The 25,422-nt window shown below is 71.1% G+C and carries 18 protein-coding genes; 8 read left to right on the top strand and 10 right to left on the bottom strand.

The window, feature by feature from the left end; translation table 11 throughout:
* Nucleotides 1-13 precede the first annotated feature (13 nt).
* The 3 genes from H4W80_RS41750 to H4W80_RS41740 form a co-directional block, all read right to left on the bottom strand.
* Complete coding sequence (locus H4W80_RS41750) at nucleotides 14-1,018, bottom strand: LacI family DNA-binding transcriptional regulator (RefSeq protein WP_192790098.1); 1,005 nt, start codon at nucleotides 1,016-1,018, stop codon at nucleotides 14-16.
* Entirely contained in the window at nucleotides 1,015-3,780 is a 2,766-nt protein-coding gene (locus H4W80_RS41745; RefSeq protein ID WP_192794040.1) for a glycoside hydrolase family 3 C-terminal domain-containing protein, read from the bottom strand. The genes H4W80_RS41750 and H4W80_RS41745 overlap by 4 nt, the downstream gene beginning before the upstream one ends.
* A 104-nt stretch (nucleotides 3,781-3,884) precedes the next feature.
* Nucleotides 3,885-5,084, bottom strand: coding sequence for an ROK family transcriptional regulator (locus H4W80_RS41740; RefSeq protein ID WP_192790097.1), 1,200 nt, complete (start codon nucleotides 5,082-5,084; stop codon nucleotides 3,885-3,887).
* Between the two features lie 210 nt (nucleotides 5,085-5,294).
* Between H4W80_RS41740 and H4W80_RS41735 the strand changes: the two genes are divergently transcribed.
* The 4 genes from H4W80_RS41735 to H4W80_RS41720 all read left to right on the top strand — a co-directional run bounded on the left by H4W80_RS41735 (nucleotide 5,295) and on the right by H4W80_RS41720 (nucleotide 9,483).
* Nucleotides 5,295-6,935 (top strand): extracellular solute-binding protein, encoded by a 1,641-nt coding sequence (locus tag H4W80_RS41735; RefSeq protein WP_192790096.1) that lies wholly within the window; start codon nucleotides 5,295-5,297, stop codon nucleotides 6,933-6,935.
* Between the two features lie 28 nt (nucleotides 6,936-6,963).
* Nucleotides 6,964-7,941, top strand: coding sequence for an ABC transporter permease (locus tag H4W80_RS41730; protein WP_192790095.1), 978 nt, complete (start codon nucleotides 6,964-6,966; stop codon nucleotides 7,939-7,941).
* Nucleotides 7,938-8,849 (top strand): carbohydrate ABC transporter permease, encoded by a 912-nt coding sequence (locus H4W80_RS41725; RefSeq protein WP_192790094.1) that lies wholly within the window; start codon nucleotides 7,938-7,940, stop codon nucleotides 8,847-8,849. The genes H4W80_RS41730 and H4W80_RS41725 overlap by 4 nt, the downstream gene beginning before the upstream one ends.
* 190 nt (nucleotides 8,850-9,039) lie before the next feature.
* Nucleotides 9,040-9,483, top strand: a complete 444-nt coding sequence (locus tag H4W80_RS41720; RefSeq protein ID WP_192790093.1) for a DUF402 domain-containing protein — start codon at nucleotides 9,040-9,042, stop codon at nucleotides 9,481-9,483.
* A 16-nt stretch (nucleotides 9,484-9,499) separates the two neighbouring features.
* On the opposite strand, the gene H4W80_RS41715 is transcribed toward H4W80_RS41720, so the two are convergent.
* The 4 genes from H4W80_RS41715 to H4W80_RS41700 form a co-directional block, all read right to left on the bottom strand.
* Nucleotides 9,500-10,462, bottom strand: coding sequence for a quinone oxidoreductase family protein (locus tag H4W80_RS41715; protein WP_192790092.1), 963 nt, complete (start codon nucleotides 10,460-10,462; stop codon nucleotides 9,500-9,502).
* Nucleotides 10,463-10,506: 44 nt separating this feature from the next.
* Nucleotides 10,507-11,337, bottom strand: coding sequence for a helix-turn-helix transcriptional regulator (locus H4W80_RS41710; RefSeq protein WP_318787297.1), 831 nt, complete (start codon nucleotides 11,335-11,337; stop codon nucleotides 10,507-10,509).
* A gap of 81 nt (nucleotides 11,338-11,418) precedes the next feature.
* Entirely contained in the window at nucleotides 11,419-12,129 is a 711-nt protein-coding gene (locus H4W80_RS41705) for a helix-turn-helix domain-containing protein (RefSeq protein ID WP_225963939.1), read from the bottom strand.
* Between the two features lie 37 nt (nucleotides 12,130-12,166).
* Nucleotides 12,167-13,318 (bottom strand): FAD-dependent oxidoreductase, encoded by a 1,152-nt coding sequence (locus tag H4W80_RS41700; protein WP_192790090.1) that lies wholly within the window; start codon nucleotides 13,316-13,318, stop codon nucleotides 12,167-12,169.
* A 112-nt stretch (nucleotides 13,319-13,430) separates the two neighbouring features.
* Between H4W80_RS41700 and H4W80_RS41695 the strand changes: the two genes are divergently transcribed.
* The 4 genes from H4W80_RS41695 (at nucleotide 13,431) to H4W80_RS41680 (ending at nucleotide 21,737) form a co-directional block, all read left to right on the top strand.
* Nucleotides 13,431-14,114 carry a TetR/AcrR family transcriptional regulator C-terminal domain-containing protein gene (locus tag H4W80_RS41695; RefSeq protein ID WP_192790089.1) on the top strand — a complete coding sequence of 228 codons (684 nt, stop codon included), beginning with the start codon at nucleotides 13,431-13,433 and terminating at the stop codon, nucleotides 14,112-14,114.
* Nucleotides 14,115-14,556: 442 nt separating this feature from the next.
* Nucleotides 14,557-17,421, top strand: a complete 2,865-nt coding sequence (locus H4W80_RS41690; protein ID WP_225963938.1) for an AfsR/SARP family transcriptional regulator — start codon at nucleotides 14,557-14,559, stop codon at nucleotides 17,419-17,421.
* Nucleotides 17,422-17,867: 446 nt separating this feature from the next.
* Nucleotides 17,868-18,332 carry a hypothetical protein gene (locus H4W80_RS41685; protein WP_192790087.1) on the top strand — a complete coding sequence of 155 codons (465 nt, stop codon included), beginning with the start codon at nucleotides 17,868-17,870 and terminating at the stop codon, nucleotides 18,330-18,332.
* A 3-nt stretch (nucleotides 18,333-18,335) separates the two neighbouring features.
* Nucleotides 18,336-21,737 carry a serine/threonine-protein kinase gene (locus H4W80_RS41680; RefSeq protein WP_192790086.1) on the top strand — a complete coding sequence of 1,134 codons (3,402 nt, stop codon included), beginning with the start codon at nucleotides 18,336-18,338 and terminating at the stop codon, nucleotides 21,735-21,737.
* A gap of 69 nt (nucleotides 21,738-21,806) precedes the next feature.
* Here the strand turns inward: H4W80_RS41680 and H4W80_RS41675 are convergent, their stop codons facing one another.
* The 3 genes from H4W80_RS41675 to H4W80_RS41665 all read right to left on the bottom strand — a co-directional run bounded on the left by H4W80_RS41675 (nucleotide 21,807) and on the right by H4W80_RS41665 (nucleotide 25,375).
* Nucleotides 21,807-24,476, bottom strand: a complete 2,670-nt coding sequence (locus tag H4W80_RS41675; RefSeq protein ID WP_192790085.1) for a cellulose-binding domain-containing protein — start codon at nucleotides 24,474-24,476, stop codon at nucleotides 21,807-21,809.
* Between the two features lie 126 nt (nucleotides 24,477-24,602).
* Complete coding sequence (locus tag H4W80_RS41670) at nucleotides 24,603-24,890, bottom strand: hypothetical protein (RefSeq protein WP_192790084.1); 288 nt, start codon at nucleotides 24,888-24,890, stop codon at nucleotides 24,603-24,605.
* Complete coding sequence (locus H4W80_RS41665) at nucleotides 24,887-25,375, bottom strand: DoxX family protein (protein ID WP_318787296.1); 489 nt, start codon at nucleotides 25,373-25,375, stop codon at nucleotides 24,887-24,889. Before H4W80_RS41665 ends, H4W80_RS41670 begins: the two co-directional genes overlap by 4 nt.
* Between the last annotated feature and the right edge of the window lie 47 nt (nucleotides 25,376-25,422).

Below are 25,422 nucleotides of genomic sequence, written 5' to 3'. Positions count from 1 at the left end.
GGGGCAGATCGGGTCAGGTGCTGGCGCGGACGGCCAGGAGCGGGGTGAGGAGGGTGGAGTCGGGCACCGCGCGGCCTTCGAGCTTGTCCATGACCAGGCGGACCGCCTCCCTGCCCACCTCTTCGGCCGGGATCAGCACGGAGGAGAGCGGCGGGCTGGCCCGCTCGGCCACGTCGTCGGGGCAGATCGCCACCACCGCCACGTCGTGCGGCACCCGGCGGTCGAGCTGCCGCAGCGCCGCCAGCACGTGGCCGACCGCCGCCTCGTTGTGCACGACCAGCCCGGACAGGCCGGGGCGGTCGAGGAGCAGGCCGCGTACGGTCTCGTACACCTCGTCGAACGTCTCCTCGCACGGCAGCGCGACGCCCCGCAGCCGGTGGGCGGCCACCGCCTCCACGAACCCCTCGCGCGTCCGCCGGGCGAACCCCGTGCCCCGCTCGTACACCACCGACGGCGCCCCGAGCAGCGCGATCTCCTCGTGGCCGCGTTCGGCGAGGTGGTCGACGCAGCGCGCGCCCGCGGCGGCGAAGTCGAGGTCGACGCACGTCAGCCCGGCGGGCTCGGCGGGGAAGCCGATGAGGACGCTCGGCTCGGCCAGCTCGCGCAGCAGCGGCACCCTGCGGTCGTCCAGCTCGACGTCCATGAGCACCAGCGCGTCCACCAGCGCGCTCGCGGCCACCCGCCGGATGCCCTCGGTGCCCTCGTCGGCGGTCAGCAGCAGCACGTCGTGGTCGAACCGGCGCGCGGCCGTCACCACGGCGCTGGCGAAGCGCATCAGGACGGGCACGTGCATGCCCGCCCGCAGCGGCAGCACCAGCGCGATCACGTTAGAGCGCTTGCTGGCCAGGGCGCGGGCGCCGGCGTTGGGGTGGTAGCCGAGCGCGCTGATGCTGTCGAGCACCCGGCGCCTGGTGTCGGCCGAGATCGTCCGCTTGCCGCTGAGCACGTAGGAGACCGTGCTGACGGCCACGCCCGCGTGCTTGGCGACCTGGGAGATCGTGACCGTGCGCCCGCTCAAGCCCCGGCTCCGAAGTCGAGCCGGGCCAGCGTGACGCCGTCGTTCTCGAACACGGCATAAAGGTCGTGCACGCCGTCCGCGGCCGCGAGCGGGGCCGTGACGGCGTGGTAGGCGTAGCGGGCGGTCCTGGGGATGGGGAAGGTGGCGAGGGCCTCCCCGTAGAGGGGGTCGCCGCGGCGGATGGTGATCATGCCGCCTTCCGCGCTGCCCGCCGTGGCCACGCACGTCGTGGCCCCGGTGAGGTCGACCTGCCGGAAGAGGATCCAGGCGCCCTCCGCGTCGGACCTGACGGCGTCGCCGTCCACCTTGGTCTCGTCCACGAACGTGATCGCGTCGTACTCGTCGTGCGCCGCCGCGCGCAGCAGCCCGGACTGGGGCGGCACGGTCTCGCCGTCCACCTCGAAGCGGGCGCTCACGCGCAGGTCGGTGGCGCTGCGGCCGACCATGAGCTGGTGCGGCGCGCTCTCCACGACGAACCTGCTCCTGGTCACGTCCCAGAACGCCAGCTCCGACACGGGCAGGGTCAGGGTGACGGCGCGGCTCTCGCCGGGCGCCAGGCGGACCTTCTCGAAGCCGCGCAGGCGGCGCAGCGGCTGCTTGACGCGGGAGCGCTGCTGGTGGGTGTAGAACTGCACGACCTCGACGCCGGGCCGCGGGCCGGTGTTCGTCACGGTGACGCGGGCCCGCACGAGGTCGCCGTCCAGCTGTACGCGCAGGTCGGCGTACTCGAACGTGGTGTAGCTCAGGCCGTGGCCAAACGGGTGGAGCGGGACGCCGCGGAAGTACAGGTACGTGGCGTCGGAGGCGATGATGTCGTAGTCGAGCAGGTCGGGCAGCTCCTGCTCGGAGCGGTACCACGTCTGGGTGAGGCGGCCCTCCGGGTCGGCGTCGCCGAAGAGCACCTCGGCCAGGGCGTGGCCGTACTCCTGGCCGCCGTGGGCCGACCACAGCACGGCCGGGACCTCGTCGTCGGTCCAGGTGAGCGGGTAACCGCTGGTGATGACCATGACGGTACGGGGGTTCGCCTTGCGGACGGCCCGCACCACGGCGTCCTGCCCGGGGGCCAGGGCCAGCGTCATGCGGTCCTCGGTCTCGCGGCCGTTCACGAGGGGGTGGTCGCCGACCACCACCACGGCCACGTCGGCCGCGGCGGCCAGGCGGGCGGCCTGGTCGGTGCCGCTCCTGACCACGTCCATGGCCAGCCAGAGCGCCTGGTCGGCGTCGTCGACCAGGCGCAGCACGCCGTCGTCGCCCGCGCCGACGTAGCAGCCGGTCGAGATGTGGCGCAGGGCGAGCGTGCCGCGCGGCCGCTCCTCCATCCGGAACGTCTGGCGCACCTCCCACCCGTTGGGCCCGGGCTGGTCGTTCACCAGCGTGACGCCGTCCACCGACACGAACCGGCCGGTCGCCACGGCTCGCAGCGCGTAGGCCCCGCCGCCCCAGTCGAACAGGTCGAACGTGCCCGCCTCCGAGCCCGGGGCCACGCTCAGCGGCCCGCCCCCGGGATCGGCCGCCACCGGCCCGGCCTCGGTGGTCAGCGTCACCCGGTCCACGGCCTCGCAGAACACCGTCTCGCACCGCTCGGCCAGCCCCTGGCGGGCGGTGACCGCGTACGGGAGGGTGCCGCTGTACCAGTCCTCCAGGAGCGCGTCGCCGAGCTGCCCGATCACCGCGACCTTGGTGACGCCGTCGAGCGGCAGCAGGCCGTCGTTCTTCAGCAGCACGAACGAGCGGCGGGCCGCCTCCCTGGCCAGCGCCTGGTGCTCGGGGCAGTTGACCACGTTGTCGCTGATGTCGTCATATGGCGTCGCCGGGTCGAACTCCCCCAGCCGGAACCTGATCGACAGCGCGTGCCGCACGGCCTGGTCCACGTCCTCCTCGGCCAGCAGGCCCTGGGAGAGCGCGTCGCGCAGGTGGCCGAGCGTGGCCTCGGAGCGGTCGTCGTCCTGGGTGAAGCTGTCGAGCCCCGCCTTGATCGCGTGCGCGTACGCCTCGGGCAGCGTGTCGTGGTAGCCCTGGAGCGCGGTGAGGTTGCCCGGCGCGTACGCGTCGCTGACCACGAGCAGGTCGTCGGGCGCCCACGCGCGCAGCACCTCGCCGATCAGCGGGCTGAGGTGCGCGGGGCGGCCGTTGACCAGGTTGTACGACGGCATGACGGCCACCGCCGCGCCCGCCTCGATGGGGGGCCGGAAGGCGGGCAGCTCGTACTCGCGCAGCACGCGCGGCGGCAGGTTGCTGGAGGTCGTGCAGCGGTCGGTCTCGTTGTTGTAGGCCAGGAAGTGCTTGAGCGTGGGGGCCGTCTTGAGAACTCCGGGAGCGCTCCCACGAAGTCCGCGCGCATAGGCCGTGGCCATCACGCCGGTCAGCCACGGATCCTCGGAGTAACCCTCCTCGTTGCGCCCCCAGCGGGGGTCGCGCAGCGGGTTGACCACCGGGGCCCACACGTTGCGCCCCGCGCCCGCCGGGTCCTTGTGGTGGAAGGCCAGCACCTCGTCGCCGGTGGCCTCGCCCACCCTGCGCACGAGGTCGGGATCCCACGTCGAGGCCAGCCCCACGGCCTGCGGGAACACCGTGGCCGGTCCCAGCCAGGCCAGCCCGTGCAGCGCCTCGGTGCCGGTGCGGAACGCGCCGAGGCCCAGCCGCTCGACCGGCGCCTGGTACTGGTGCAGCAGCCCCACCTTCTCCTCAAGGGTGAGCCTGCGCACCAGGTCGTCGATCCGGTCGGGAATCGGGATCGCTGGGTCGAGGAAGGGTTCTTGCATGGTCATCCCTGTGAGAGTGTCGAAGCGCTTCGACGACCGGCCGGGGGAAGTTACACGGACATTTCGGTGGGTTGACTGAAGAGTGCACTCCCCGGTGGCCAAGGTCAAGGGACTCGGGGCAATCTCCCCGAATCTATGGAGTCGAGCACCCTCGCGGCCCCGCCCAGCGCGGCCGCGTCGTGGCCCAGCGTCGAGGCGACGACCTGGCAATCGCCCGACCCGGCGGCGATCACGCGGTCGTCCATCTCGTCCTGGACGGCGGGCAGCAGCCACGGCGCCAGCGGGACGTAGTAGCCGCCGAGGATCACCACCTCGGGATTGAGCAGGTTGGCCAGGATCGACACGCCCTTGCCCAGGCTCCGGCCCACCGACTCCAGCGTGGCCAGGGTGGCCGGGTCGCCGGCGCGGGCCAGGCGTACGGACTCCTCGATCTCCACCTGGATCTCGGCGGGAGAGGGGTCCTTGCCCAGCACGGCGCCGATCCCGGCCATCGCCTCCAGGCAGCCGCGCCGCCCGCAGTGGCACCCGGGACCGTCGGGATCGAGCTGGACGTGGCCGATCTCGCCGCTGAAGCCGCGACGGCCCCGGCGCAGCCGCCCGTCGAGGATGATGCCCGCGCCGACGCCGATCTCGCCGGTGAGGTAGACGAGGTCGGAGGCCCCCGCGTGCGCGCCGAAGCGCTGCTCGGCCAGGGCGGCGAGGTTGGCGTCGTTGTCGACCTGGATCGGGAAGCCGGGGTCGCGCAGCGCCTTGGCCAGGTCTCCGCCGAGGTCGGCGTCGCGCCAGCCGAGGTTGGGCGCGATGCGTACGGCGCCCTGCACGTCGACCAGCCCCGGCACGGCCACGGCCAGGCCCAGGACCTGGCGCTCCTCCTTGGCCATGCGGTTGACCACCCGCCTGATGATCGCGCCGACGCTCGCGATCCCCTGGTTGACGGACTCGCCGCCGCCGAACGAGCGCCGCCACGTGAGCAGCCGCTCCCCCGCCAGGTCGGTGGCCACGGCGGACACGTAGTCGACGTTGATCTCGACCCCGATGGCGGCGTACGGCGAGCCGTCCAGCACCAGCATCGTGGCCGGCCGCCCCACCCGGTTCTCGGTCAGCCCCGTCTCACGGACCAGCCGCCGGTCGATGAGGTCCGCGACGAGGCTGGAGACCGTCGCCTTGTTGAGCCCGGTGGAGGCCGCGATGTCGGCGCGCGAGCAGGGCGCGTGCTCGCGGACGAACCGGAGCACGACCGCGAGGTTGGTGGCCCGTACGTCGGCGAAGTCGGCCGGCTGAGGGCCGGTCGTAGAAGTGATCAAAATCAGCCCCGTTCCCGCCAAGAGATGACCCCAGCATGCCGCATCCCGGGCTCCCTTCACCAACAGGAGTCGATGCCGCGAACCTTCTCATCGGCACCAACCTGTGACGTCGCGATCCCTTGTGGCCACGGTCACAGTCTACTAATTTGTTTGGTCGCAATACCAACTAATTTTAACGAGGCCATCCCCATTTGGAGAAGGGAGCGGGCCATGGCAACCAACACGTCCCGCCGCGGATTCCTCGGCCTGGTCGGTGCGAGCGTCCTGGTGGCCGGCTGCGCCGAGAAGAAGCAGCTGTCCAAGGGTACGGCCGTGGCGGCCGACAAGCTCAAGAGCCTGGTGCCCACGCGGATCCCGTTCGAGATCCCCGGGCTCAAACCCGATCTGCCCGGCGCCGAGTTCGTCTCGCCCGGCTTCCTGACCCGCCCGGCCACCATGGTGCAGGCCGTCACCACCAAGCCGCTGACCAGCGGCAAGGAAGTGACCGCGATGACTCCGCTGTGGGGCACGGTGCCGCCCGGCCTGGGCAGCAACTCCTACTACGACTACGTCAACGAGCGCCTCGGCGGCGTCGTGCGCTTCAACATCTCCGACGGCAACACCTACGGGCAGAAGCTCAGCACCCTGCTGGCCAGCGGCGACGTGCCCGACATGCTCATGGTGCCGAACTGGGAGCTCATCAAGATCGCCCACTTCACCGAGGCGGCCAACAAGCTCTTCGCCGACCTGTCCCCCTTCCTGGCCGGGGACAAGGCCAAGGAGTTCCCGCTGCTGGCCAACTACGACACCGCGGCCTGGCAGTACGGAGTCTTCGGCGGCGTCCTTCAGGGCATCCCCTGGCAGAACGACCCGTTCCCGTTCGCCACCTTCGTCCGCCAGGACATCCTGAACGAGCTGGGCCTGCAGCAGCCCAGGAGCGGCGACGACCTGATGGCGCTCGGCAAGGCCATCACCGACCCCAAGAAGAAGCGCTGGGCGTTCGGCGGCGGCATGGAGCAGGAGATGCAGCGGGCCTTCGGGGCTCCGCGCGAGTGGCGCAAGAAGAGCGACGGCACCCTCGAGTACAAGTACGAGACCGCCGAGTTCGCCGCCTCGATCGAGTTCATGACCAAGGTCTTCGAGGCCGGGTGGGTCCACCCCGACATCGTCGCCAACAAGGACGCCGACAACAAAGCCGTCTTCGGCAGCGGCCAGATGGTCATCTACCGGGACGGGCTCGGCGCCTGGCACGAGAACCTGGGCCGGTTCCAGGCCGACAATCCCAAGTTCGACATGCAGATCGTCGCCCCCTACCCGGCCAAGCCCGGCGGCAAGACCATCATGTGGCGCAACGAGCCCGCCAGCATGTTCGTCTTCATCAAGAAGGGTCTCGGCGACGCCCGCACCCGCGAGCTGCTCGCCCTGTCCAACTGGTGCTCGGCGCCGTTCGGCACCCAGGAGTACGAGCTGGTCTTCAACGGCGTCGAGGGCAAGCACTACAACGTCAAGGACGGCAAGATCGAGCAGACGGCGCTCGGGCGCAAGGAGGTCGCGCCCACGTACCTGTTCCTGTCGGGCCGGCCGAACGCCAACGAGAAGAGCCAGTACAAGGGCCTGGTCCAGGCGCAGTACGACTGGCAGACGCAGGCCTCGAAGATCCTGGAAAGCGACCCGTTCGTGGGGATCCGGGTGGAGACGCCCTCCAAGATGGCCGGGCTGGCCACACCCACCGAGGACAAGATGCAGGAGATCCTCCGGGGCAAGCGGCCCGTGTCCGAGTGGACGAAGATCGTCAAGGACTGGCAGGAGCAGGGCGGGAACGAGGCGCGCGAGTTCTACATGAAGGTCGCGCGGGAGAACGGCAGGCTGTGACCCCGGCGACTCTCGCGAGGGGCATCTCATGGGCGTGACGACGGCCAGGCGAACGGCCCGGCACCCCCTGAGCGTCGCGGCCAAGCCCCACGAACTGACCTGGCGGGCCAAGCTCCGGCGGGACTGGCCGCTGCTCGTGATGAACCTCCCGATGCTGCTGCTCGTCCTCGCCTTCTGGTGGATCCCCGCCCTGGGCAACGTCATCGCGTTCCAGGACTACAACCCGTACACCGACGGGATCGCCGGCTCCCCGATCATCGGCTTCACCAACTTCGCGCTGCTCTTCCAGGACCCCCAGTTCCTGCGCGCCATCGCGAACACCCTGTCCATCACGGCCTTCCAGCTCGTCTTCTACTTCCCCGTGCCGATCATGCTGGCGCTGCTGCTCAACAGCATCGTCTCGGCCAGGCTGAGGGCGTTCGTGCAGGGCGTGGTCTACATGCCGTTCTTCTTCTCCTGGGTGCTGGTCATCGCCATCTTCCAGCAGATGTTCGGCGGGGCGGGGCTGCTGGCCCAGATCCTGCGGGAGCACGGCCACCAGGGCGTCGACTGGATGACGAGCTCGGACACGTTCATCCTGCTGATCACGTCCCAGACCGTCTGGAAGGACGCCGGCTGGGGGGCGATCATCTTCCTCGCCGCCCTCAGCACCATCGACCCCAACCTGTACGAGGCCGCCGCCGTGGACGGTGCCCGCCGCTGGCGTCGCATGTGGCACATCACGCTGCCCGGACTGCGTCCGGTGATCGTGCTCCTGCTGATCCTGCGGCTCGGTGACGCGCTGAACGTCGGGTTCGAGCAGTTCATGCTGCAGCGCAGCGCCGTCGGCAGCGAGGCGTCCGAGGTCTTCGACACGTTCGTGTACTGGTCGGGCCTGCGTACCGGGGACCTGGGGTACGGGGCGGCGGCCGGGCTGTTCAAGGGCCTGGTCGGGCTGCTGCTCATCGTGGCGGCCAACCGGGTCGCGCACGCGTTCGGCGAGCGAGGGGTGTATTCGCGATCATGACCGTACTCGCCTCCCGCAAGCCCTCCCGGCTCGCGCCGTGGGAGGAACGCCCCTCGCCGGTCGGCCGGCTCGGCAAGGGCTCGCTGATCACGCTGATCGTCGTGGTGATCCTCGGCCCCCTCTACACCATCCTCCTGACCAGCCTCAGCTCGGCCGCCACGGTCAACCGCGCGGGCGGGCTGGTGCTGGTGCCGGAAGGGATCACGTTCGAGGCGTACGAGCAGATCTTCTCCGACACGGTCGTCAGCAGGGCCATCCTGGTCAGCACGGGCGTCACGGTGGTCGGGACGCTCATCAGCGCCGGCGTGAGCATCCTGGGCGCGTACTCGCTGTCGCGCCCGGGCTCGTTCCTCCACCGCCCGCTGCTGTTCAGCGTGCTGCTGATGTTCGTCTTCTTCCCCGGCATCATCCCGGTCTACCTGATGGTCAGCGGCCTGGGCCTGAAGGACAGCTACTGGTCGCTGATCCTCCCGACGGCCGTCTCGGCGTTCAACGTGGTGGTGCTGCGCTCGTTCTTCATGAGCATCCCGGGAGAGGTCCTGGACAGCGCCCGCATCGACGGGGCGGGCGAGTTCCGCATCCTGTGGCGCATCGTCCTGCCCATGTCGAAGGCGGTCACGGCCGTGGTGGCGATGTTCTACGCGGTCGGCTACTGGAACGCCTGGTTCAACGCGATGCTCTACATCGACGACACCAGGAAGTGGCCGCTGGCGTTGATCCTGCGCCAGTACGTGGTGGACTCCAACCCGCTGCCCAGCGCCACGGCGGGCGTGACCGGCGACGCCCCGCCGACACTCGCCATCAAAATGGCCATCGTGGTCATCGCGGTGATCCCCGCCCTGATCATCTACCCCTTCGTGCAACGCCACTTCACCAAGGGCGTGATCGTCGGCGCCGTCAAGGGCTGACGGCCTTCCACAGGGGGGCGCTGCGCGCCATGAACTTCCAGCCAGCGCCTCCCCTCTCTCCCACAGACACAACGGCCGGGGCGCGCCGCATCCCGGCGCGGCCATACTGCGATGCGTGACCCTTGAAGAGGTACGTGTCCACCACCGCACCGGGCAATGGTGCCCCGGTGTCCGAACCGGCGACAACATCGTGGCCTACGACGTCGAGATCCTTCCCCCATGGCGGGTTCCCGGCCGGCCCACGACCGATCGCTGCTTCGTCGTCGCCGACGAAGGAATACAGCTCACCAGGCCGGTCACCTTCGTCGACGCGCTCGAAGGCGGTTGGTACATCGACCTGGTCGAACTGGAGGAAACGGGCCCGAAGCGGCTGGTGGTCCACGATCTCTACGTGGACATCGTCGTGCCCCCGGTCAGCCGGCGCTACGAGGTCCTGGACCTCGACGAGCTTGCCGACGCGCTGCAGAACGGCGCCATCGACGCCGCCACCGCCGTCAGGGTTTTGCGCAATGCTCAGCGCTTCATCGACAAGCACCTGCGCGACCTGAGCCAAGACCCGCCGGGCTCGTGGCCCGACTTCCCGCCGGCAGCCGTCCTGGACCTGGCTGAGCTGCCGCCCTTCGACGTCGGATGAGCTGACGGAGAACACCTCAGATTCGTTCGACTTCGAGCACCAGCTTGCCGGTCGTGCGGCCGGACTCGATGCGGCGGTGCGCCTCGGCGGCCTGCTCCAGCCGTAGCGACTCCACCTGCACCCGAAGCTCCCCGCCGGCGGCCGCGGCGACAGCCCGGCGCAGCGCCCGGCCTGCCTGCGCGGGGAAAGCGGCGGAGAAGGCGGCCAGGTTGAACCCGGAGACCGTCTTGTTGGTGAACCACAGTTCGTTGGCCGAGATCCCGACGTCCTCGGCGCCGGAGGCGTTGCCCATCACCACCATCCGGCCCATCGGCGCGAGCAGGTCGAGGCTGCCGCGTCGTGCCGGACCGCCGACCATGTCCACCACGACGTCGAACCGACCGGCCTCGGCCGCCTGCTCGCGCAGGACGACCTCGTCGTAGCCGAACGCCTTGGCGGTCTCGATCTTGGCGGGGCTGCCCACGGTGCCCACCACGCGGCCCGCGCCCAGCAACCGGGCGGCCTGACCGAGCTGGCTGCCCACGCCTCCGGCGGCGGCGTGTACGAGCACGCTCTCCCCCGGTTCGATGCGGGCCACCCGGTCGAGCACGAGGAACGCGGTGGTGCTGTTGGAGGGCAGTGCCGCCGCGATGCCCAGCCCCAGGTCGTGGCCGTCCAACGGGGCCACCAGGTCCGCGGAGGTGACCACCGCCTCCGCGTAGCCGCCGCTGTCGACGATCGTCAGGGCGGCGACCGGCTGGCCCACGCGCAGCCCCTCGACGCCGGGGCCGAGCGCCCGGATGCGGCCGGACACCTCGATGCCGGGCACGAAGGGCAGCGGTACGTCCACCACGCCCTGCCGGTAGAGGATCTCGGCGAAGTTCGCGCCCGCGTAGGCCACGTCGATGGAGACCTGCCCCGGACCGGGCTCGGGGAGCTCGACCTCGTCGAGGCGGAGGACGTCGGCGCCGCCGAATTCGGGAATCGTGATTGCCTTCATGCCGTCCATGGTGCTGGGACGGCTTCCGGCAAGGCAGTGTCAGCTCATCCTGGGTGTGCCACCACCAGGCTTTCCACCTTCGCCTTGGTGTCGGTGTCGGGATGCGGCGTGTGCAGCACCACGTTGAGGTCCGCACGATCCGGCAGCCGGAACAGCGAGTACTCGAAGACGAGGTCCCCGGCTTCGGGGTGGGTGATCGCCTTGATCCCCTGGGAGCGGGAGCGGACCTCCGGCCGGGCCCACAACTCGGCGAACTCCGCGCTGGCGCCGCACAGCTCTTCGGCGATCCGCCCGAAGAGCGGATCGTCGTGATAGCGGGCGGCGCTGGCGCGGAAGTCGGCCACCATGTCCGGGGCGAACTCGTGCCATTCGGTGAACCTGCCGCGGTAGATCGGATGGGTGAAGAACGCCACCATGCAGTTGCGGACCTCGCCGTCGAACCCGAACACCCACCTGGCCGCGTCGTTCATCGCCACCAGGTTGTAGTGACGGTCCAGAACGTGCGCCGGGTTGGGCATCCAGGCGTCCAGCACCGCGCGCAGCTGCTCGCTCACCGGCGCGCCGGGCCGGCCTGCGGGGTCCGGCGGGTTCAGCCCGGCCAGCACGTACAGGTGGGCCCGCTCCGCCTCGTCGAGCCGCAGCGCGCGGGCGACCGCGTCCAGCACGGCGTCGGAGACCTTGATGTCGCGTCCCTGCTCCAGCCAGGTGTACCAGGACACCCCCACCCCGGCGAGCACCGCCACCTCTTCCCGGCGCAGCCCGGGAGTACGGCGGCGCCCTCCGGCGGGCATGCCGGCGTCGGCGGGGGTGAGAGCCTCCCGCTTGCCACGCAGGAACTCTTTGAGCTGGTCACGGCGGCCTTGACTGGCGGTCACCAAAACACCATAAGCGACCATAGGCAACAAACAGGCCGAGCCCGGACACAAGCGCTCGCGCGCTCAGCCCGTCGCGCACGCTCAGCGTCCGGACCTGTACAGAAGCGACAGGGGCTCGTCCGGGTCCGGGTGTTGCAGCTCGGTCGCCGTAAGACCCATGAAGCGGGTGAGCGAGCGGGCGAGGTGCGGCTGGTCGTAGTAGCCGAGCCGGTGCACCACGTCCAGCGGCGCGACGCCCTCGCCGAGGAGCAGGGCCGCCTCCCGGGCGCGCTCGATCTGCCGGATCGCCCCCTGCGTCAGCCCGGTGGCGGCGACCACCCGGCGCTGCACCGAGCGGGCGCTCAGCCGCGGGGCGTCGTCGCCCGCGACGACGTCGGTCACCAGCGGGTCGCGCACCAGGATGCCGGCCCGCACGAGCCGGTCCACGAAGACCTCGGCGTTGCCGAAGCCCGGCAGCTCCCACTCCTCCCCCCGCAGCACGAACGCGTCCGAGGTCACGTGCGGGGACGACACGGCCGAGTCGACCAGGCCCTGGACCGGCAGGTGCGGCATGGCCGCGCCGTGGGCGAAGATGATCCCGAACGCCGATCCCTCGGGGCTCACGTCCACCGTGGTCGGCCTGGTCTCCGGTCCGCGGATCGCGACGTGCGCGCGCCCGCGGTGCTCCCAGATCACCAGCTCCCAGTTGGAGTTGGCGATCGAGTGCATCCGCTTCGCCGTGGTGACGCCCTCACTGCGGTAGATCCGCTCGATGTAGGGCGAGTCCGACCCCCGGTCCTCATTCTCCATCAAGCCATCATTCTCGCCGGATCGCCGGGAAAGGCGCTACTCAGGCGGCGGGGAGGGGGTCCTGGCCGAGCAGGCGGTGGCCGTTCTCGGCGGAGGTGCGTACGGCGGCGAAGCCGTAGGCGGTCATCTCGGACTCGTACCTGGCCAGCGCCTGGAGGAGCGGCCGGCCGGCGGCGGCCTCCCCGAGGGCGGCGGCGAGCGCGCTCGCGTCGCGCAGGGCGGTGTTCGCGCCGATGCCGCCCGCGGGGCTCATCGCGTGGATGGCGTCCCCGAGCAGCGTGACGTTGGTGGCCGGCCAGGGCTCGATCGGCACGCTGGTACGGAGCACCAGGGCGAAGACCGTGGACGTGTCCCAGTGGTCGATGATCGCCCGCACCCGGGGGTGCCAGCCCTCGATCGCCCGCAGGGTCAGGGCGCGCAGTTCGGTCCCCGGCATGGCGCGCAGTTCGTCGTCGGGCGGCAGGAGCTCGCGGCGGGCGCCGAAGGAGCAGGTCATGTAGTCCTGGGTGACACCCAGTTCGGCCCGCACGGGCTCGGGGAACTCCACCGGCGCGACGCCGACGAAGCTGCCGTCCGGGCCGATGATCGGGGTGAACACGGCGAACATGTCGTCCAGGAACAGCTCGCGGGTCCGCTCCGTGAGCGGCACCTTGCCGTACAACTGCCGCAGGCCCGTGTCCACCACGCGCGCGTGCGGCAGATACTGCCGGCGCACCGGGGAGTTGACGCCGTCCGCCGCCACGAGCACGTCGCCGGTCGCGGTGCCGCCGTCGGCGAAGTACGCGGTGACCCGGCCGTCGGCGCCGGTTCGGTAGTGCGTGAACCGCTTGCCGAACCGGACCGCGTCCGTCAGGCCCGAGAGCAGGATCCGCCGCAGCGTCAGCCGGTCCACCGCCAGGTGCACGCCGCCGTCGGACGGCTCCAGGACCCTGAGCCGCTCGAGCCGGTGGTCGAAGACGGGCGTGCTGGTACGGGGCAGCCCGGCCGTGGCGCGGAACAACCGGTGCAGCCGCTCGGGCAGGTTGGCGGCCAGGGCCCGGTCGCCGTGCTCGTCGATGTGGATGCGGTAGCCCTGCTGCCGGGAGGTCAGGGCGTCGTCGCTCTCGTACACGGCCACGCTGATGTCGCGCTGCCGCAGCCCTTGTGCGAGGCACAACCCGCCCAGCCCCGCGCCGATGACGATCACGTGCATGTCCCGCCGTCCTCTCGTCGAACCTTCCCTAGCATTGCAAGGGAGAATCTAACACTGCTAGGGATTGCCTTGCACTGCTAGATTGGTGGACGGCAGATGGAGGAGCTCGCGCATGGCACGTCAAGATCCCGGCTTCCCCGGCGGCATCGAGGAGACCGAGCCGAGGCTGGATCGCGCCCAGATCGCCCAGGCGGCGCTCGACCTCCTGGACGAGCACGGCTTCGACGCGTTCAGCATGCGCAAGCTCGCCGTGGCGCTCGACATCAAGTCGCCGTCGCTCTACTGGCACGTACGCGGCAAGGACGAGCTGTTCGACCTGCTGATCGACGTGGTCCTGGGCAAGTGCCGGCTGCCGGCCGAGGACGACCGTCCCTGGGCCGAGCGGCTGGCCGGCATCGGGCTCGAGCTCCGGCAGGTCCTCCTCGCCCACCCCGCGGCCACCCGGCTCCTGCCGGGCAGGGTGCCCTTCGGGCCGAACGGGCTGCGGCTGGCCGACCACATCATCGGCATCCTGCGCCAGGCCGGGTTCGACAACCGGCTGGCCGGCTACGGCTACCTGCTGCTGCTGTTCTACGTCACCGGGTTCGCCGGCCAGGAGATCGCCTTCGGCAAGGGCCCCGGCAACCCCACCCGCCTCGCCCAGATCACCCGTTTCCTCCGCGAGCTTCCCGCCGACCGCTACCCCCACGTGACGGCCGTGGCCGACGAGCTCACCGGCACCCCCGGCCTGACCCGCCGCTTCGAGCTGGGCCTGGCCGGCATCCTCAACGAGCTGGACCGCGAACGCCGCGGATGACCGCGCAGACGAAGACCTGGCCACTACGGGCGGCCAGGTCGTCATCAGGTCTGAACTACGCCTCGCTCACCGGCGACGGCGGCTGCGACGGCTTCTGGAACGGCTGCTGCTGTCGCTGTTGGTCCTCTTCCTCGGCCCCAGTGGATTGGGCCCAGGGGGCTCCATGGCCACGGGCAAGATCCTCGCAGCGGACATATATCGCGGGAAGATCATGGTTCGCTCCTTTCGAGAATGTGATGGAGCGGTCGAGGGACAGGAGCGCACATCCCTGACCAGCTATTCAGACATACCACTCATATAGCCACGTTACTCCGCAAACCATTCCCCAGCTCCGGCACATCCGAAACGTGAGCCTTGAGAGCCCTTGGGGCGTTCAGCCCGCTGCAATCCGATTGCATGGCCGGTTAAAAATACTCCCAAATGTCAGGGTCGGCGGAGGGGGATGCGACGGATGCGGTTCGCGGTGCTGGGGCCTGTGCGCCTCTGGCGGGGGGACGTCGAGCTGAACTCCGGCGCTCCGCAGCAGCGAGCCCTGCTCGCCCTCCTGCTGGCGTACGCGGGACGGCCCGTGAGCCTGGACGAGATGGTCGACGTCCTCTGGGGGCAGGACCCGCCGTCCAGCTCGGTCAACGTCGTCCACAGGTATGTGGGCAACCTGCGCCGGCTGCTGGAGCCGGGGCTGCCGCCCAGAGCGGAGGGCGGCTGGCTGCTCCGGGGCGCGGGCGGGTACCGCCTGAAGGCCGACGCCGGCACGCTCGACCTGCTGCGCTTCCGCCACCTGGTCGAACAGGCCCGCTCGGCCGCCCCGGCGGAGGCGGTGGAGCAGTACGCGGAGGCGCTGGCCCTATGGCAGGGCGAGGCGGCGGCGGGCATCCCGGCCGAGGTCCGGTCGCGGCCGGTGTTCGCCGCTCTGGAGCAGGAGCGGATCGCGGTCGCGCTGGAGGCGGCCGACGTGGCGCTGGAACACGGCGGGACGGCCGGACTGCTGCCCGCGCTGAGGGCGGCGGCCACCCGGCATCCGCTGGACGAGCGGCTCCAGGCCAGATTGGTGCTCGCCCTGGCCACCACCGGCCGCCAGGCCGAGGCGCTGGACACCTGGCAGGCGGTCCGGGACGAGCTCGCCGAGGAGTTGGGCATCGAACCGGGCCAGGAGTTACGCGCCGCCCAACAGCGCGTACTGACCGAGACCGCCGCCCCGTTGAGGGACACGACCGCGCTCCCGACGACCCCGCCGGACACGGCGGGCGAGGCCCGCGACGCGGGCAACGCGGTGCCGCCCGCGCAGTTGCCCGCCGATCTCGCCGTCTTCGCGGGCAGGCGGGCCGACCTGGCCAAGGCCCTCGCCCTGCTCGACGGTGACGCGCTGCGGACGGTCGTGATCAGCGCCATCGGCGGCATGGCGGGGGTCGGCAAGACGACGCTGGCGGTTCACTGGGCGCACCGGGTGGCCCACCGCTTCCCGGACGGCCAGCTGTACGTGAACCTGCGCGGCTTCGACCGCCTGGGCTCCGCCATGGACCCCGCCGAGGCCCTGAGGAGCTTCCTGGAGGCGCTCGGCGTGCCGCCGCACCGGATCCCGGTCGGGGTGGACGTACAGGTCGGGCTGTACCGGAGCCTGCTGGCCAAGCGCCGGGTGCTGATCCTGCTGGACAACGCCCGCGACGCCGAGCAGGTACGCCCGCTGCTGCCCAGCAGCCCCGGCTGCCTGGTGCTGATCACCAGCAGGGACCGGTTGCCGGGCCTGCTGGCGACGGAGGGGGCGCTTCCGATGACGCTGGACCTGTTCCCGGCCGAGGACGCCCGGGAGTCGCTGGCCCGGCGGCTCGGCGAGGAGCGGGTCGCCCGGGAGCCGCGGGCGGTGGACGAGATCGTCGAACGGTGCGGCGGCCTGCCGCTGGCCCTGGCCGTGGTGGCCGCCCGCGCCGCCGCCAACCCGGCCTTCCCGCTGTCCGCGATCGCCGCCGAGCTGCGCGAGACGCCCGCGACGCTGGACGCCTTCGCGGACGGCGATCCGGCCGTCGACGTGCGGGCGGTGTTCTCGTGGTCGTACCGGTCGCTCAGCGCGGCGGCGGCCCGCCTGTTCCGGCTGCTGGCGCTGCACCCGGGGCCTGATGTCAGCGCCGGGGCGGCCGCCGCCCTCGCGGGCGAGCCCGTACGGCGGGCGCTGAACGAGCTGACCAGGGCCAGCCTGCTCACCGAGCACGCCCCCGGCCGGTACGTCGCGCACGATCTGCTGCGCGCGTACGCCACCGAGCTCGTGGAGGACTCCGAGGACGATCGGGACGCGGCCGTAGAACGGCTGCTCGACCACTACACGCAGCAGGCGCACGGGGCCTGCAGGAAGTTCGCCCCGTTCTGGGTGCGGCCGGAGCTGAGCCTGCCCGTGCCGGAGTTCGAGGACGACCGGCAGGCGCTGGCCTGGTTCACGGCCGAGCATCCCGTACTGATGTCCGTGGTGGAGCTGGCGGCCCAGGGCGGGTTCGACACGCACGGCTGGCAACTGGCCTGGGCGCTGGAGCGCTTCCTCGACCAGCAGGGTCACTGGCGCGACTGCGCGACCGTACAGCGCCTCGGGCTCGCCGCCGCCCAGCGGCTGGGGCACAGGGCCGCGCAGGCGCACCTGCACCGGGCGCTGGCCCGCGCCTCCGCGCGGCTCGGGGACTATCACGTGGCCTGGCCCGGCATCCGGCGTTCGCTGGAGCTGCACGAGGAGCTGGGCGACCTGGGCGGGCTGGCCACCGCCCACCGCAGCCACGCCTGGCTGCTCGACCAGGTCGGCCGGTACGAGGAGTCGATCCGACAGGCCGAACGGGCGCTCGCCCTGTACGCGGCCACCGGCAACCCCGCCGGCGAGGCCAGCATGCTGCACGCGCTCGCCTGGACCCACATCCGGCTCGACCAGGACTGCCGGGCCGCCACGTACCTCCAGGACGCCTTGATCAAGCTGAACGGCCTGAGCAACCGCTACGGCGACGCGGGCGTCCTGGACGGCCTCGGCTACGCCCTGCACCGGATGGGCGAGTACGACCGGGCCATCGTGTACTACCGGCACGCCCTGACCCTCTACCGGGACGTCGGCGACCGCTACAACGAGATCGGCACCCTGCGCCACCTCGGCGACAGCCACCGCGCGGCCGGCGACCACGACGCGGCCCGGGACTCCTGGCAACACGCCCTGGACCTGGTGGACGAGGTCGTCGATCCGGCGACGGCCGACGAGATCCGCGACAAGCTCCTCCACCTCGACCTGCCCGACCTGGTGAGCGCCGAAAGACGCGTCAGACGCTCCTGCCGCGGCGGCCCCTGACGCGGCCGGCCGCCGGCCCGATCCCGCAGTCGTTGCGGGATGAGGCGGCAGAGCTGTTCCGCAGCGTCAAGTCGGCGCCCGAGCTCCAGGGGGAGAACGGATGGCGCGCGCACGAAGCAAGCTGAGCGCGGGCACCCTGATCCTCGACTGCGAAGGTCTTGTGAAATGGTGTGCGGCCGATCAGAGGGCGACCTCGATCGTGCGTGAGGGCCATTGACGCAGTGGTCGCGGCCACCGCCCTACTCTCCGTCCGGCCGGTGATCGTCCTCGCTTCGGACGAGGACGATCTGATCAGGCTATGCGGGAAAACAGTCAAGGTCGTCGGAGTCTGAAGGCCGCCGGGGGCCCGTAGGCTGACCCGCCGGCCGGGCGACGGCGTGGGCGCTGCGGCGCGTCAGCCGCGCTTGTTGTAGAGGTGGAGGGCGAGCGGCGCGCAGACCGCGGCGATGGCAGCGGTCGCGATGAGCGACCAGGCGACGGATCCGGCGGCGCCGCCGGCGTTGTTCATCAGGCCCCGGGCCGCGGCGGCGACGTGGCTGAGCAAAGGCGGCCAGCAGGTCGTCGGCTCGCTGTTTGCCGGCGGCGCGGGGCAGGCCGTGGAGGCGGGCGAGGACGGTCAGGTTCTCGTACCCGGTCAGGTCCTCGTCCAGGGCGGCGAACTGGCCGGTCACGGCCACCCGGGCCCGGATCGCGTCCCGCTCGCGGTCCGCGAGCTGCGGGAGCTGCTCAAGGACCCGAAGGTGCGCACGATCCGCCTGGCCGGCGTGGCGTTCGACCTGGACCGGGCCCGCCCTTGGCAGGCCGCCACCTGCTCCACTCCGACGGCCGCCGCCGTACGCGTGAACTGTTGTGATCGAACTTTGTCCGGATCCAGCGCATCGAATACGCATATTCACGACAAACGGGGATGAGGCATGGCGGCGAAACTGCTCGACGGGGATCCGCAGCGGCTGGGGCAGTACTGGCTGGCAGGGCGGCTGGGCGCGGGCGGCCAGGGTGTGGTCTATGAGGCCTACACGGAGGACGCCCGCCGCGTCGCGATCAAGGTCCTGCACAGCGACCAGGCCGCCCAGCTGGGCAGGGAGATGACAGCCGCGCAGCGGGTGGCCTCGTTCTGCACCGCGCGCGTGCTCGACGCCCAGTTGGAGGGGACCCGCCCGTACATCGTCAGCGAGTACGTCGAAGGGCCGAGCCTGCGTCAGGTCGTCCTCGACGGCCGCCGGTTCGCGGGCGGTGACCTGCACCGGTTGGCCACCGCCATCGCCACCGCCCTGACCGCCGTCCACGAGGCGGGCGTGATCCACCGTGACCTGAAGCCGGACAACGTGCTGCTCGGTCCGGACGGCCCGCGAGTGATCGACTTCGGCATCTCCCGGACGATGGAGATGTCGCTCACCGAGACCGGCCTGGTCGCGGGAACGCCTACGTACATGGCCCCGGAGGTGTTCACCGGGCACCGGGCGGGCGCGCCGGCGGACGTGTTCGCCTGGGCCGGCATCGTGATGTTCGCCGCCACCGGCGAAGACCCGTTCCAGGCCGAGAGCCTGGGCGGGGTCATGCACCGCGTACTGTCCGCCAGCCCGGATCTCAGCGTGCTGCCGGAGTCGCTGCACCCGCTGGTGGCCGCCGCGCTGGCCAAGGATCCGCTCGACCGCCCGACCTCCCGGGAGCTGCTCCTCGGCCTGGTCAGCGGCGGCGGGCAGGTGGATGTCGCCGGGCTGCTCGCCATGGGCGGCCGCGAGGCCACCCGGATCTCGGTGCCGGCCGACGATCCCGCGCTGGGCGCGCTGGCGGAGGAGGCGTACGCGATGCTCGGGCCCGCCGAGCGCGAGCTGGTGGCCGAGGTCTTCCTGCGGCTGGTCACGGTGGACGAGCACGGGGAGCTGACCGGACGGCGGGCGGCCCGGGCCGAGCTCCTGCAGGGAAGGGCACAGCACGAGGCGACGGCGGTCAACCGGATCCTGGAGGTGTTCACGTACCTGCTGGCCAGGGGCGGCGAGGAGATCTGGCTGGCGCGGCCGGCCCTGCCGCACGCCTGGCCCAGGTACAGGCGCTGGATCGACAACAACCGCGACGGGCTGGCGGTCCACCGGGAGATCCTCACGGCGGCGCGCCGGTGGGACGGGGCCGGCCGGCGCGACGGCGACCTGTTCCGCGGCAGCAGCCTGGACAACGCCCTGCGGTGGGCGGCCAACTCGCGGCGCGACATCACGCTGGCCCCGGTGGAGCGAGGTTTCCTCCAGGCGAGCGCGGACCTGGCCAGGCGCGGCGCCAAGCGTGCCCGGCTGGTGTCGCTCTCCCTCGGCGGGCTGCTGGTGATCTCGCTGGTGGCCGGAGGACTGGCCGTCCAGCAGGGCTTGGTCGCCGATCGGCGTGCCGAGGAGGTCACCGCGTCGCTCGGCAGGTCGGAGGCGACCCGGCTGGCCGGGCTCGTGCACCAGGTACGCGTCACGGATCCGATGCTGGCGATGCGGCTGAGCGTGGCGGCGTGGAGCCTGGACCGCACGCCGCTCACCAGGGCGGGGCTGATGACGGCGCTCGCCCAGCGCGAGTCGGCGACGTTCGCGGACCGGGTGAGCGCCGGCGACACGGTCCGGGCCCTCGGCGCGGACGGGCGTACCTTGACCGACGTCAGCCAGGACACCGCCCAGGTGTGGGACGTGCGCACCGGAAAGCGGATCGGCGAGATCAACCGGCTGGGGCTGGCCGGGGACCAGGTGACCGCGGTGGCCCTGGCGCCCTCGGACCGTACGCTCGTCGTCCTGACGGACAAGCGGATCCGGGCCTGGGAGCTGGCCGCCGGAACGGCCGTCGGGACCTGGGTCTTCGATCGCCCGCTCGACCTCGTGAACAGCTGGGCGGAGATCGTCCGCGCGGACGACCGGACGGTGGTGATCCGTGACCCTGACAAGTACCAGCAGTGGAATCCGCGGACCGGCGAGCACAACCGGCTTTCCACGGCCGGCGCGACGGCGAGCGCGGACGGCAGGTGGCTGGCGACGCGGCGGGCGAAGTCGGTGCGCCTGACCGACGTCGAGGACAGGTCCGTCGTGGACATCGGCGTCAAAGACGGCGCCGGCACACAAGGGACCTGGAACGGCGGCGCGGTGACGGTCAGCGAGGACGGGAAGCTGCTCGCCTCGATCACCGGTGAGGAGGTCCAGTTCTGGCGGATGGCCGATGCGCAGCTCCTCACCACGGTGCCGCTGCTGGGCGACACTGATGGCGAGCAGCCCCAGGGCGCCTTCGACGGCCGGACGTTCCGCTACCTCGTCGAGGACCGGGTCTTCTCCGTCGACGTCTCCGACCTCTCCGTCACCCCGGCGGGCTCTTCGACCGATTTCGGCAGGCTGAGCCCCGGCGGGCAGCTCTCGGTGACCCTGACCGACGGCAAAACCCGGCTACGCGACGTGCGCAGCGGCAGGGCCGCGGGCGCCCTGCCCGCCATGGAGGAGGCGTACTTCAGCAAGGACGGCAGGCTGCTGGCCGCGGTGGACCAGGGCGCGGTCAAGATCGTGGACGTCGCCTCGCAAGCCGTCCTGGCCGAGATCGCCCCTGACCCGGGAGGTCTGGAGCCCCACGTGGTGAGCTTCAGCCCGGACGGCACCCGCCTCGCGCTCGTCCTGCGCAGCCCGGACGACGGGCGCCGCGTGCTCAGGTACGCCGCCCAGGCATGGGACTGGAAGGCCGGGCGGAAGCTCTGGAGCGCGGCGCTCCCGGAGACGAACGACGTGGCCTTCTCCCCCGACGGCAAGCGGCTGGCATTCGCCGGCGCCGGCCAGCGCCTGCTCGACGCCGCCACCGGACGGCCGGTGACCAGGCCCTTCGGCGCCGGCGGAAGGGACACCACCGGTGTCCGGATCTTCTTCCTCCACCAGGGCGGCGGCGTGGTGGTCCTGGACTCCCGGGGCCGCCTGACGCTGTGGGACACCGCCGGCAAGCGCCTCGGGCCGGTCGTCCGCGACGAGTCCGGCGAACTGTCGATCGCCGCCTACTCCCCGCGCGACGACGTCGTCGCGGTCGGCGCGACGGACGGCAGGGTGCGGTTGTTCGATCCGGTCACGGGAACGATCCTCGGCACGCTGCGTGACATCGGGGGAGGTCAGGACCCGGGAACGGGGCAGCTCCAGTCGATCGCCTTCACGGCTGACGGGGGCGGCGTCGTCACCCTTGATCTGAACGGGGTGGCGCGGACGCACGTCGTCGAGCCGGCCGGTGTCATCCGGGCGATCTGCCGGCGGGCGGGCGGCTCCCTCACCACCGCTGAATGGAGGGCCTATGTCCCGGACCTTCCGTACCGCGACAGCTGCTCTTGAGCGGACGGGTGAGGGGGAGGCACGGGCCGGAATCCCGGGGCGTGCGCTCCCCCTCGTGGCAGGCCTCGCCTACGCCGGGGCGCAGGTGAGGGTGGCGGGTGGGGTGTTGGTGCCGGTGTAGGTGCCCGTGAAGCCGAACGACGTCGTGCCGTTCGGTGCCAGGGTGCCGTTGTAGCCGGCGTTGACGACGCTCACGTTGGCGCCCGTCTGGGCCGGGGTGCCGCCCCAGAGCTGGCTGATCTTCTGGTCACCCGCCCAGGTCCAGGTCACCTTCCAGCCCGTGATCTGCGCCGCGCCCGTGTTCTTGACGGTGACCTCCGCCTGGAAGCCGCCCGACCACTCGTTGACTCCCTTGTACGTCGCCGCGCAGCCCGACCCCGTGGTGGGGGTGACGGTCGGGGTCACGGTGGGCGTGACGGTGGGGGTCACCGTCGGGGTCGGGGTGGGGGTGACGGTTACCGGCGGGCCCGTGCGGTCGCCGTACAGGATGCCGCGCCCGTTGGTGCCGACGTAGACACGCCCGTACACCCTGGGGTCGCCCGTCAGGGCCTCGCCCATGTTGCCCCACTGGTGCTTGTCGTCGTTGATGCGCGCCCAGTTCGCCCCGGCGTCGTCCGAGCGGTACAGGCCCGTGACGCCGCCGATCGTGGCCACCGCGAAGATCGCCATGTACGTGCCGCCGGGCGCCGCCTTGCCGAAACCGACGTTCACCGAGTTGGTGATGCCCGGCAGCTTCGTGAAGGACGCCCCGCTGTCGGTGGAGTGCCACAGGCCGCCGTCACCGGCCAGCCACAGGTCGCCCTCCTTGCCCGGCACCGCCTTGATCTTGCCGTTGGCGGGCAGGCCCGAGGCGGCGGTGGCGGTGAAGGTCGCGCCGCCGTTGGTGCTGAGGTAGAGGCGTCCGCCGTTGAGGCCGTAGAACTTCGTCGCGTTGACGCGGTCCGACTCCACGATCGCCCCCGTGGGCAGGCCGGACGCCTGCTGCCAGGAGTTGCCGTACCCGACCGAGTAGACCGGCGTGACGCCCTTGGGCGCCCAGACGAAGCGGGAGCCGTCGGCGGCGGCCGCCACCGTGCCGCCCTCGTCGATGCCGCCCGGCTCCGTGCCCTGGAACCAGTTCGCGCCGCCGTCCGTGGAGAAGGCCACGTGGCTGTCGTTCGGGCGGTCGGAGTCCTTGAAGCTGCCCGCCCTGACCATGATCGACGGGGACTTCTCCGCGTAGTCCAGGCTGGTGGTCGAGGTGAAGACCGGGGCCGTGAAGATCATCGACGGCACGGCGTCCAGGTTCGTGTGGCGGAAGCCGCCGATGTCGCCCAGGGCGCTGACCAGGGACGCGCCGCTCGGCGGGCTGATCAGGTCCAGGACGGCCGTCTCCTCCAGGCCCTTGGCCATGGGCTTGATGGTGAACTGGGTGTTCGAGTCCCACTTGGTGAGGTCCTCGGTGCCGTAGATCGTGGCGCCGGTGCCGTACATCATCCTGTTGGAGTCGAGCGGGTCGATCTCCAGGGACTCCGTCATCCAGCCGAGCTTGGGGGTGACCTCAGGGGGCTGCGGGTTGGCGCCGAAGGTCAGCCACGGGTTCTCCGAGATGTCGTGCTTGTAGCGGAAGCTGCGGTTCGGGTACGAGGTCCAGTCCCACACGCGGGTCCAGGTCGCGCCGGAGTCCGTGGACCTGAAGAAGATCACGTCCGGCCACCAGGAGATCTGCGTGGCCACCATGATCGTGCCCGGCTTCTGCCGGTCGATCGTCAGGCCGCTGTAGCCGAAGTAGTCGTCGGAGCTGGACGACGGGATGGGGCTGATCTGGGTCCAGGTGCCGGTCGCGGTGGCGTAGCGCCACACGTCGCCCTTGGCGCCGTCGTACGGGCCGCCGGTGTCGCTCGTCGCGATGTAGAGGTAGCCGTTGGTGCTGTCCAGCACGCCCTTGTGGGCGAGGTAGCCGGTCGGCTGGCCGGCCACGCGCGACCAGGTGACGCCCGCGTCGGTGGTGCGGTAGACGTTGTTCTCCTTGTCGGCGACGCCCACGTAGATGGTCTTGGTGGCGGTGCCCTTGGTGGACGAGCGCGGGTCGTAGGTCACCCAGACCACGCCCGGCTTGTGGCTCAGGTAGCCGTTGGAGTCGTTCGGGTCCTGGGCGTAGTTGCCCGGGTTCGGGAAGCTGGCCACCTTCGCCCAGGTGGCGCCGTAGTCGGTGCTGCGCCAGAGCCCGTTGCCGTTGGGGGTGCCGAAGTAGAGGACGCTGTTGTTGTTCGGGTCCACCGACAGCGCCTCGCCCATGCCGCGTCCTGGCATGTTCCCGCCCAGTTTGAACGGCAGCGGCGTGACCTGCCAGTTGTCGCCCTTGTCCGTCGAACGCAGGATCGCGCCGTTGTTGGGGTCCCAGCTGTTGGTGTACATGCCGACGGCGGCGTACACCCGGTTGGTCTGCACGGGGTCGGTGGCGAGGCTGATCACGCCGTTGTAGCCCCACTTGTCCCAGCCGGCCCAGTCCAGCAGCGGGGTCCAGGACTTGGTGGACTGGTTCCACCGGTACGCCCCGCCGATGTCGGTGCGGGCGTAGATGAGGTTCTTCTCCGTGGGGTTGAAGATGATGCCGGGTACGAAGCCGCCGCCGTCGATCCTGACGTTCTTGTACGCGTACGGATCCGAGGCGACGGCCGAGACCGGCGACATCCGCACGATCGCCGCCACGAGCAGGACGGCGGCGACCGTGAACATGACCGATAATCTTCTTCGCATGCGCGGCTCTCCCTTTCCAGGCACGCCAGCAGGCGCCCCAAAGGCTTCAGATGACCGCCATGCACGAGCAGAGTGCAGGGACCCTGACCGTCACCGCGCCTTCGCGCATGAGCTACTCAAGAAGGCTCACACACGGGCGAGCCGACGGTCAATAGTTTGGACGCACAACGAATTAAGAGGGGTTTTCCCGGATTCCGGCCATACGCGATGCTGCGAGTACGTGCCGGCCATGCCGCCGGTCGTGCTCAGGATGTGGCGGACCCGCTTCTTGCCGGCGGGCACCTCCTGCAGCCACGGGGCCGTGGTGTAGCTCTTGTCGCCGATCTTGATCGTGCGGAGGTGACGTCGGTGAACTTCACCCCCTTGCCGCGCCTTCAGCGTCGCCGGATCGGCCTGGGCCGGGGCGGCGGTCACACGCGGCTGAGCTCGCGGCTGCTCCCACGGTTGAGCTCGCGGCGGCGCGCGGCGGCCCACAGGGCGATCGCGATGTAGAGGACCTGCTCGGGGATCCGCTGCCAGAGCGGGGTCACGTCCTGGCCGGCGAGGGCGGCGTACACGTTGGCCGGCAGCAGGGCCACGAAGAGCAGCGCCAGGCAGATCCCGGCGGCCCTGCGGGTCCTTTCGAGCACGAGCCCGGCCGCGCCGGCCAGCTCCAGCACGCCGGTCAGAGCGACCACCAGGGCCGGGAACGGCACGAACGGCGGCACCATGGCCACCATGTCGGCCTGGTTGGGCATGAACGTCACGCCTGCCGGGACGAAATGCGCGCCGGCCGTCATCACCAGCATGACCGCCAGACCATGGGCGGCACTGACCCTCCAGGTGGCGAACCTGGCCACACCCAGCGCGCCCAGCAGCCGGAACGCCAGCGTGGCGACCAGCAGAACGATCACGATCACCGGAGCCTCCATTGGATAGTTGAATTATCTAAAACAAAATAGATAGC

The organism is Nonomuraea angiospora (genome assembly GCF_014873145.1).
Lineage (GTDB): Bacteria > Actinomycetota > Actinomycetes > Streptosporangiales > Streptosporangiaceae > Nonomuraea > Nonomuraea angiospora.
Note: the sequence above shows the minus strand (reverse complement) of the source record. Positions and strands in the feature narration are given on the sequence as shown.

Excerpts from the sequence above, each read along its gene's own strand:
- H4W80_RS41690 (WP_225963938.1), top strand. The coding sequence starts at position 14,557 with ATGCGACGGATGCGGTTCGCGGTGCTGGGGCCTGTGCGCCTCTGGCGG.
- H4W80_RS41685 (WP_192790087.1), top strand. The coding sequence starts at position 17,868 with ATGGCAGCGGTCGCGATGAGCGACCAGGCGACGGATCCGGCGGCGCCG.
- H4W80_RS41730 (WP_192790095.1), top strand. The coding sequence starts at position 6,964 with ATGGGCGTGACGACGGCCAGGCGAACGGCCCGGCACCCCCTGAGCGTC.
- H4W80_RS41745 (WP_192794040.1), bottom strand. The coding sequence starts at position 3,780 with ATGCAAGAACCCTTCCTCGACCCAGCGATCCCGATTCCCGACCGGATC.
- H4W80_RS41700 (WP_192790090.1), bottom strand. The coding sequence starts at position 13,318 with ATGCACGTGATCGTCATCGGCGCGGGGCTGGGCGGGTTGTGCCTCGCA.
- H4W80_RS41680 (WP_192790086.1), top strand. The coding sequence starts at position 18,336 with ATGGCGGCGAAACTGCTCGACGGGGATCCGCAGCGGCTGGGGCAGTAC.
- H4W80_RS41695 (WP_192790089.1), top strand. The coding sequence starts at position 13,431 with ATGGCACGTCAAGATCCCGGCTTCCCCGGCGGCATCGAGGAGACCGAG.
- H4W80_RS41725 (WP_192790094.1), top strand. The coding sequence starts at position 7,938 with ATGACCGTACTCGCCTCCCGCAAGCCCTCCCGGCTCGCGCCGTGGGAG.
- H4W80_RS41735 (WP_192790096.1), top strand. The coding sequence starts at position 5,295 with ATGGCAACCAACACGTCCCGCCGCGGATTCCTCGGCCTGGTCGGTGCG.
- H4W80_RS41675 (WP_192790085.1), bottom strand. The coding sequence starts at position 24,476 with ATGCGAAGAAGATTATCGGTCATGTTCACGGTCGCCGCCGTCCTGCTC.
- H4W80_RS41715 (WP_192790092.1), bottom strand. The coding sequence starts at position 10,462 with ATGAAGGCAATCACGATTCCCGAATTCGGCGGCGCCGACGTCCTCCGC.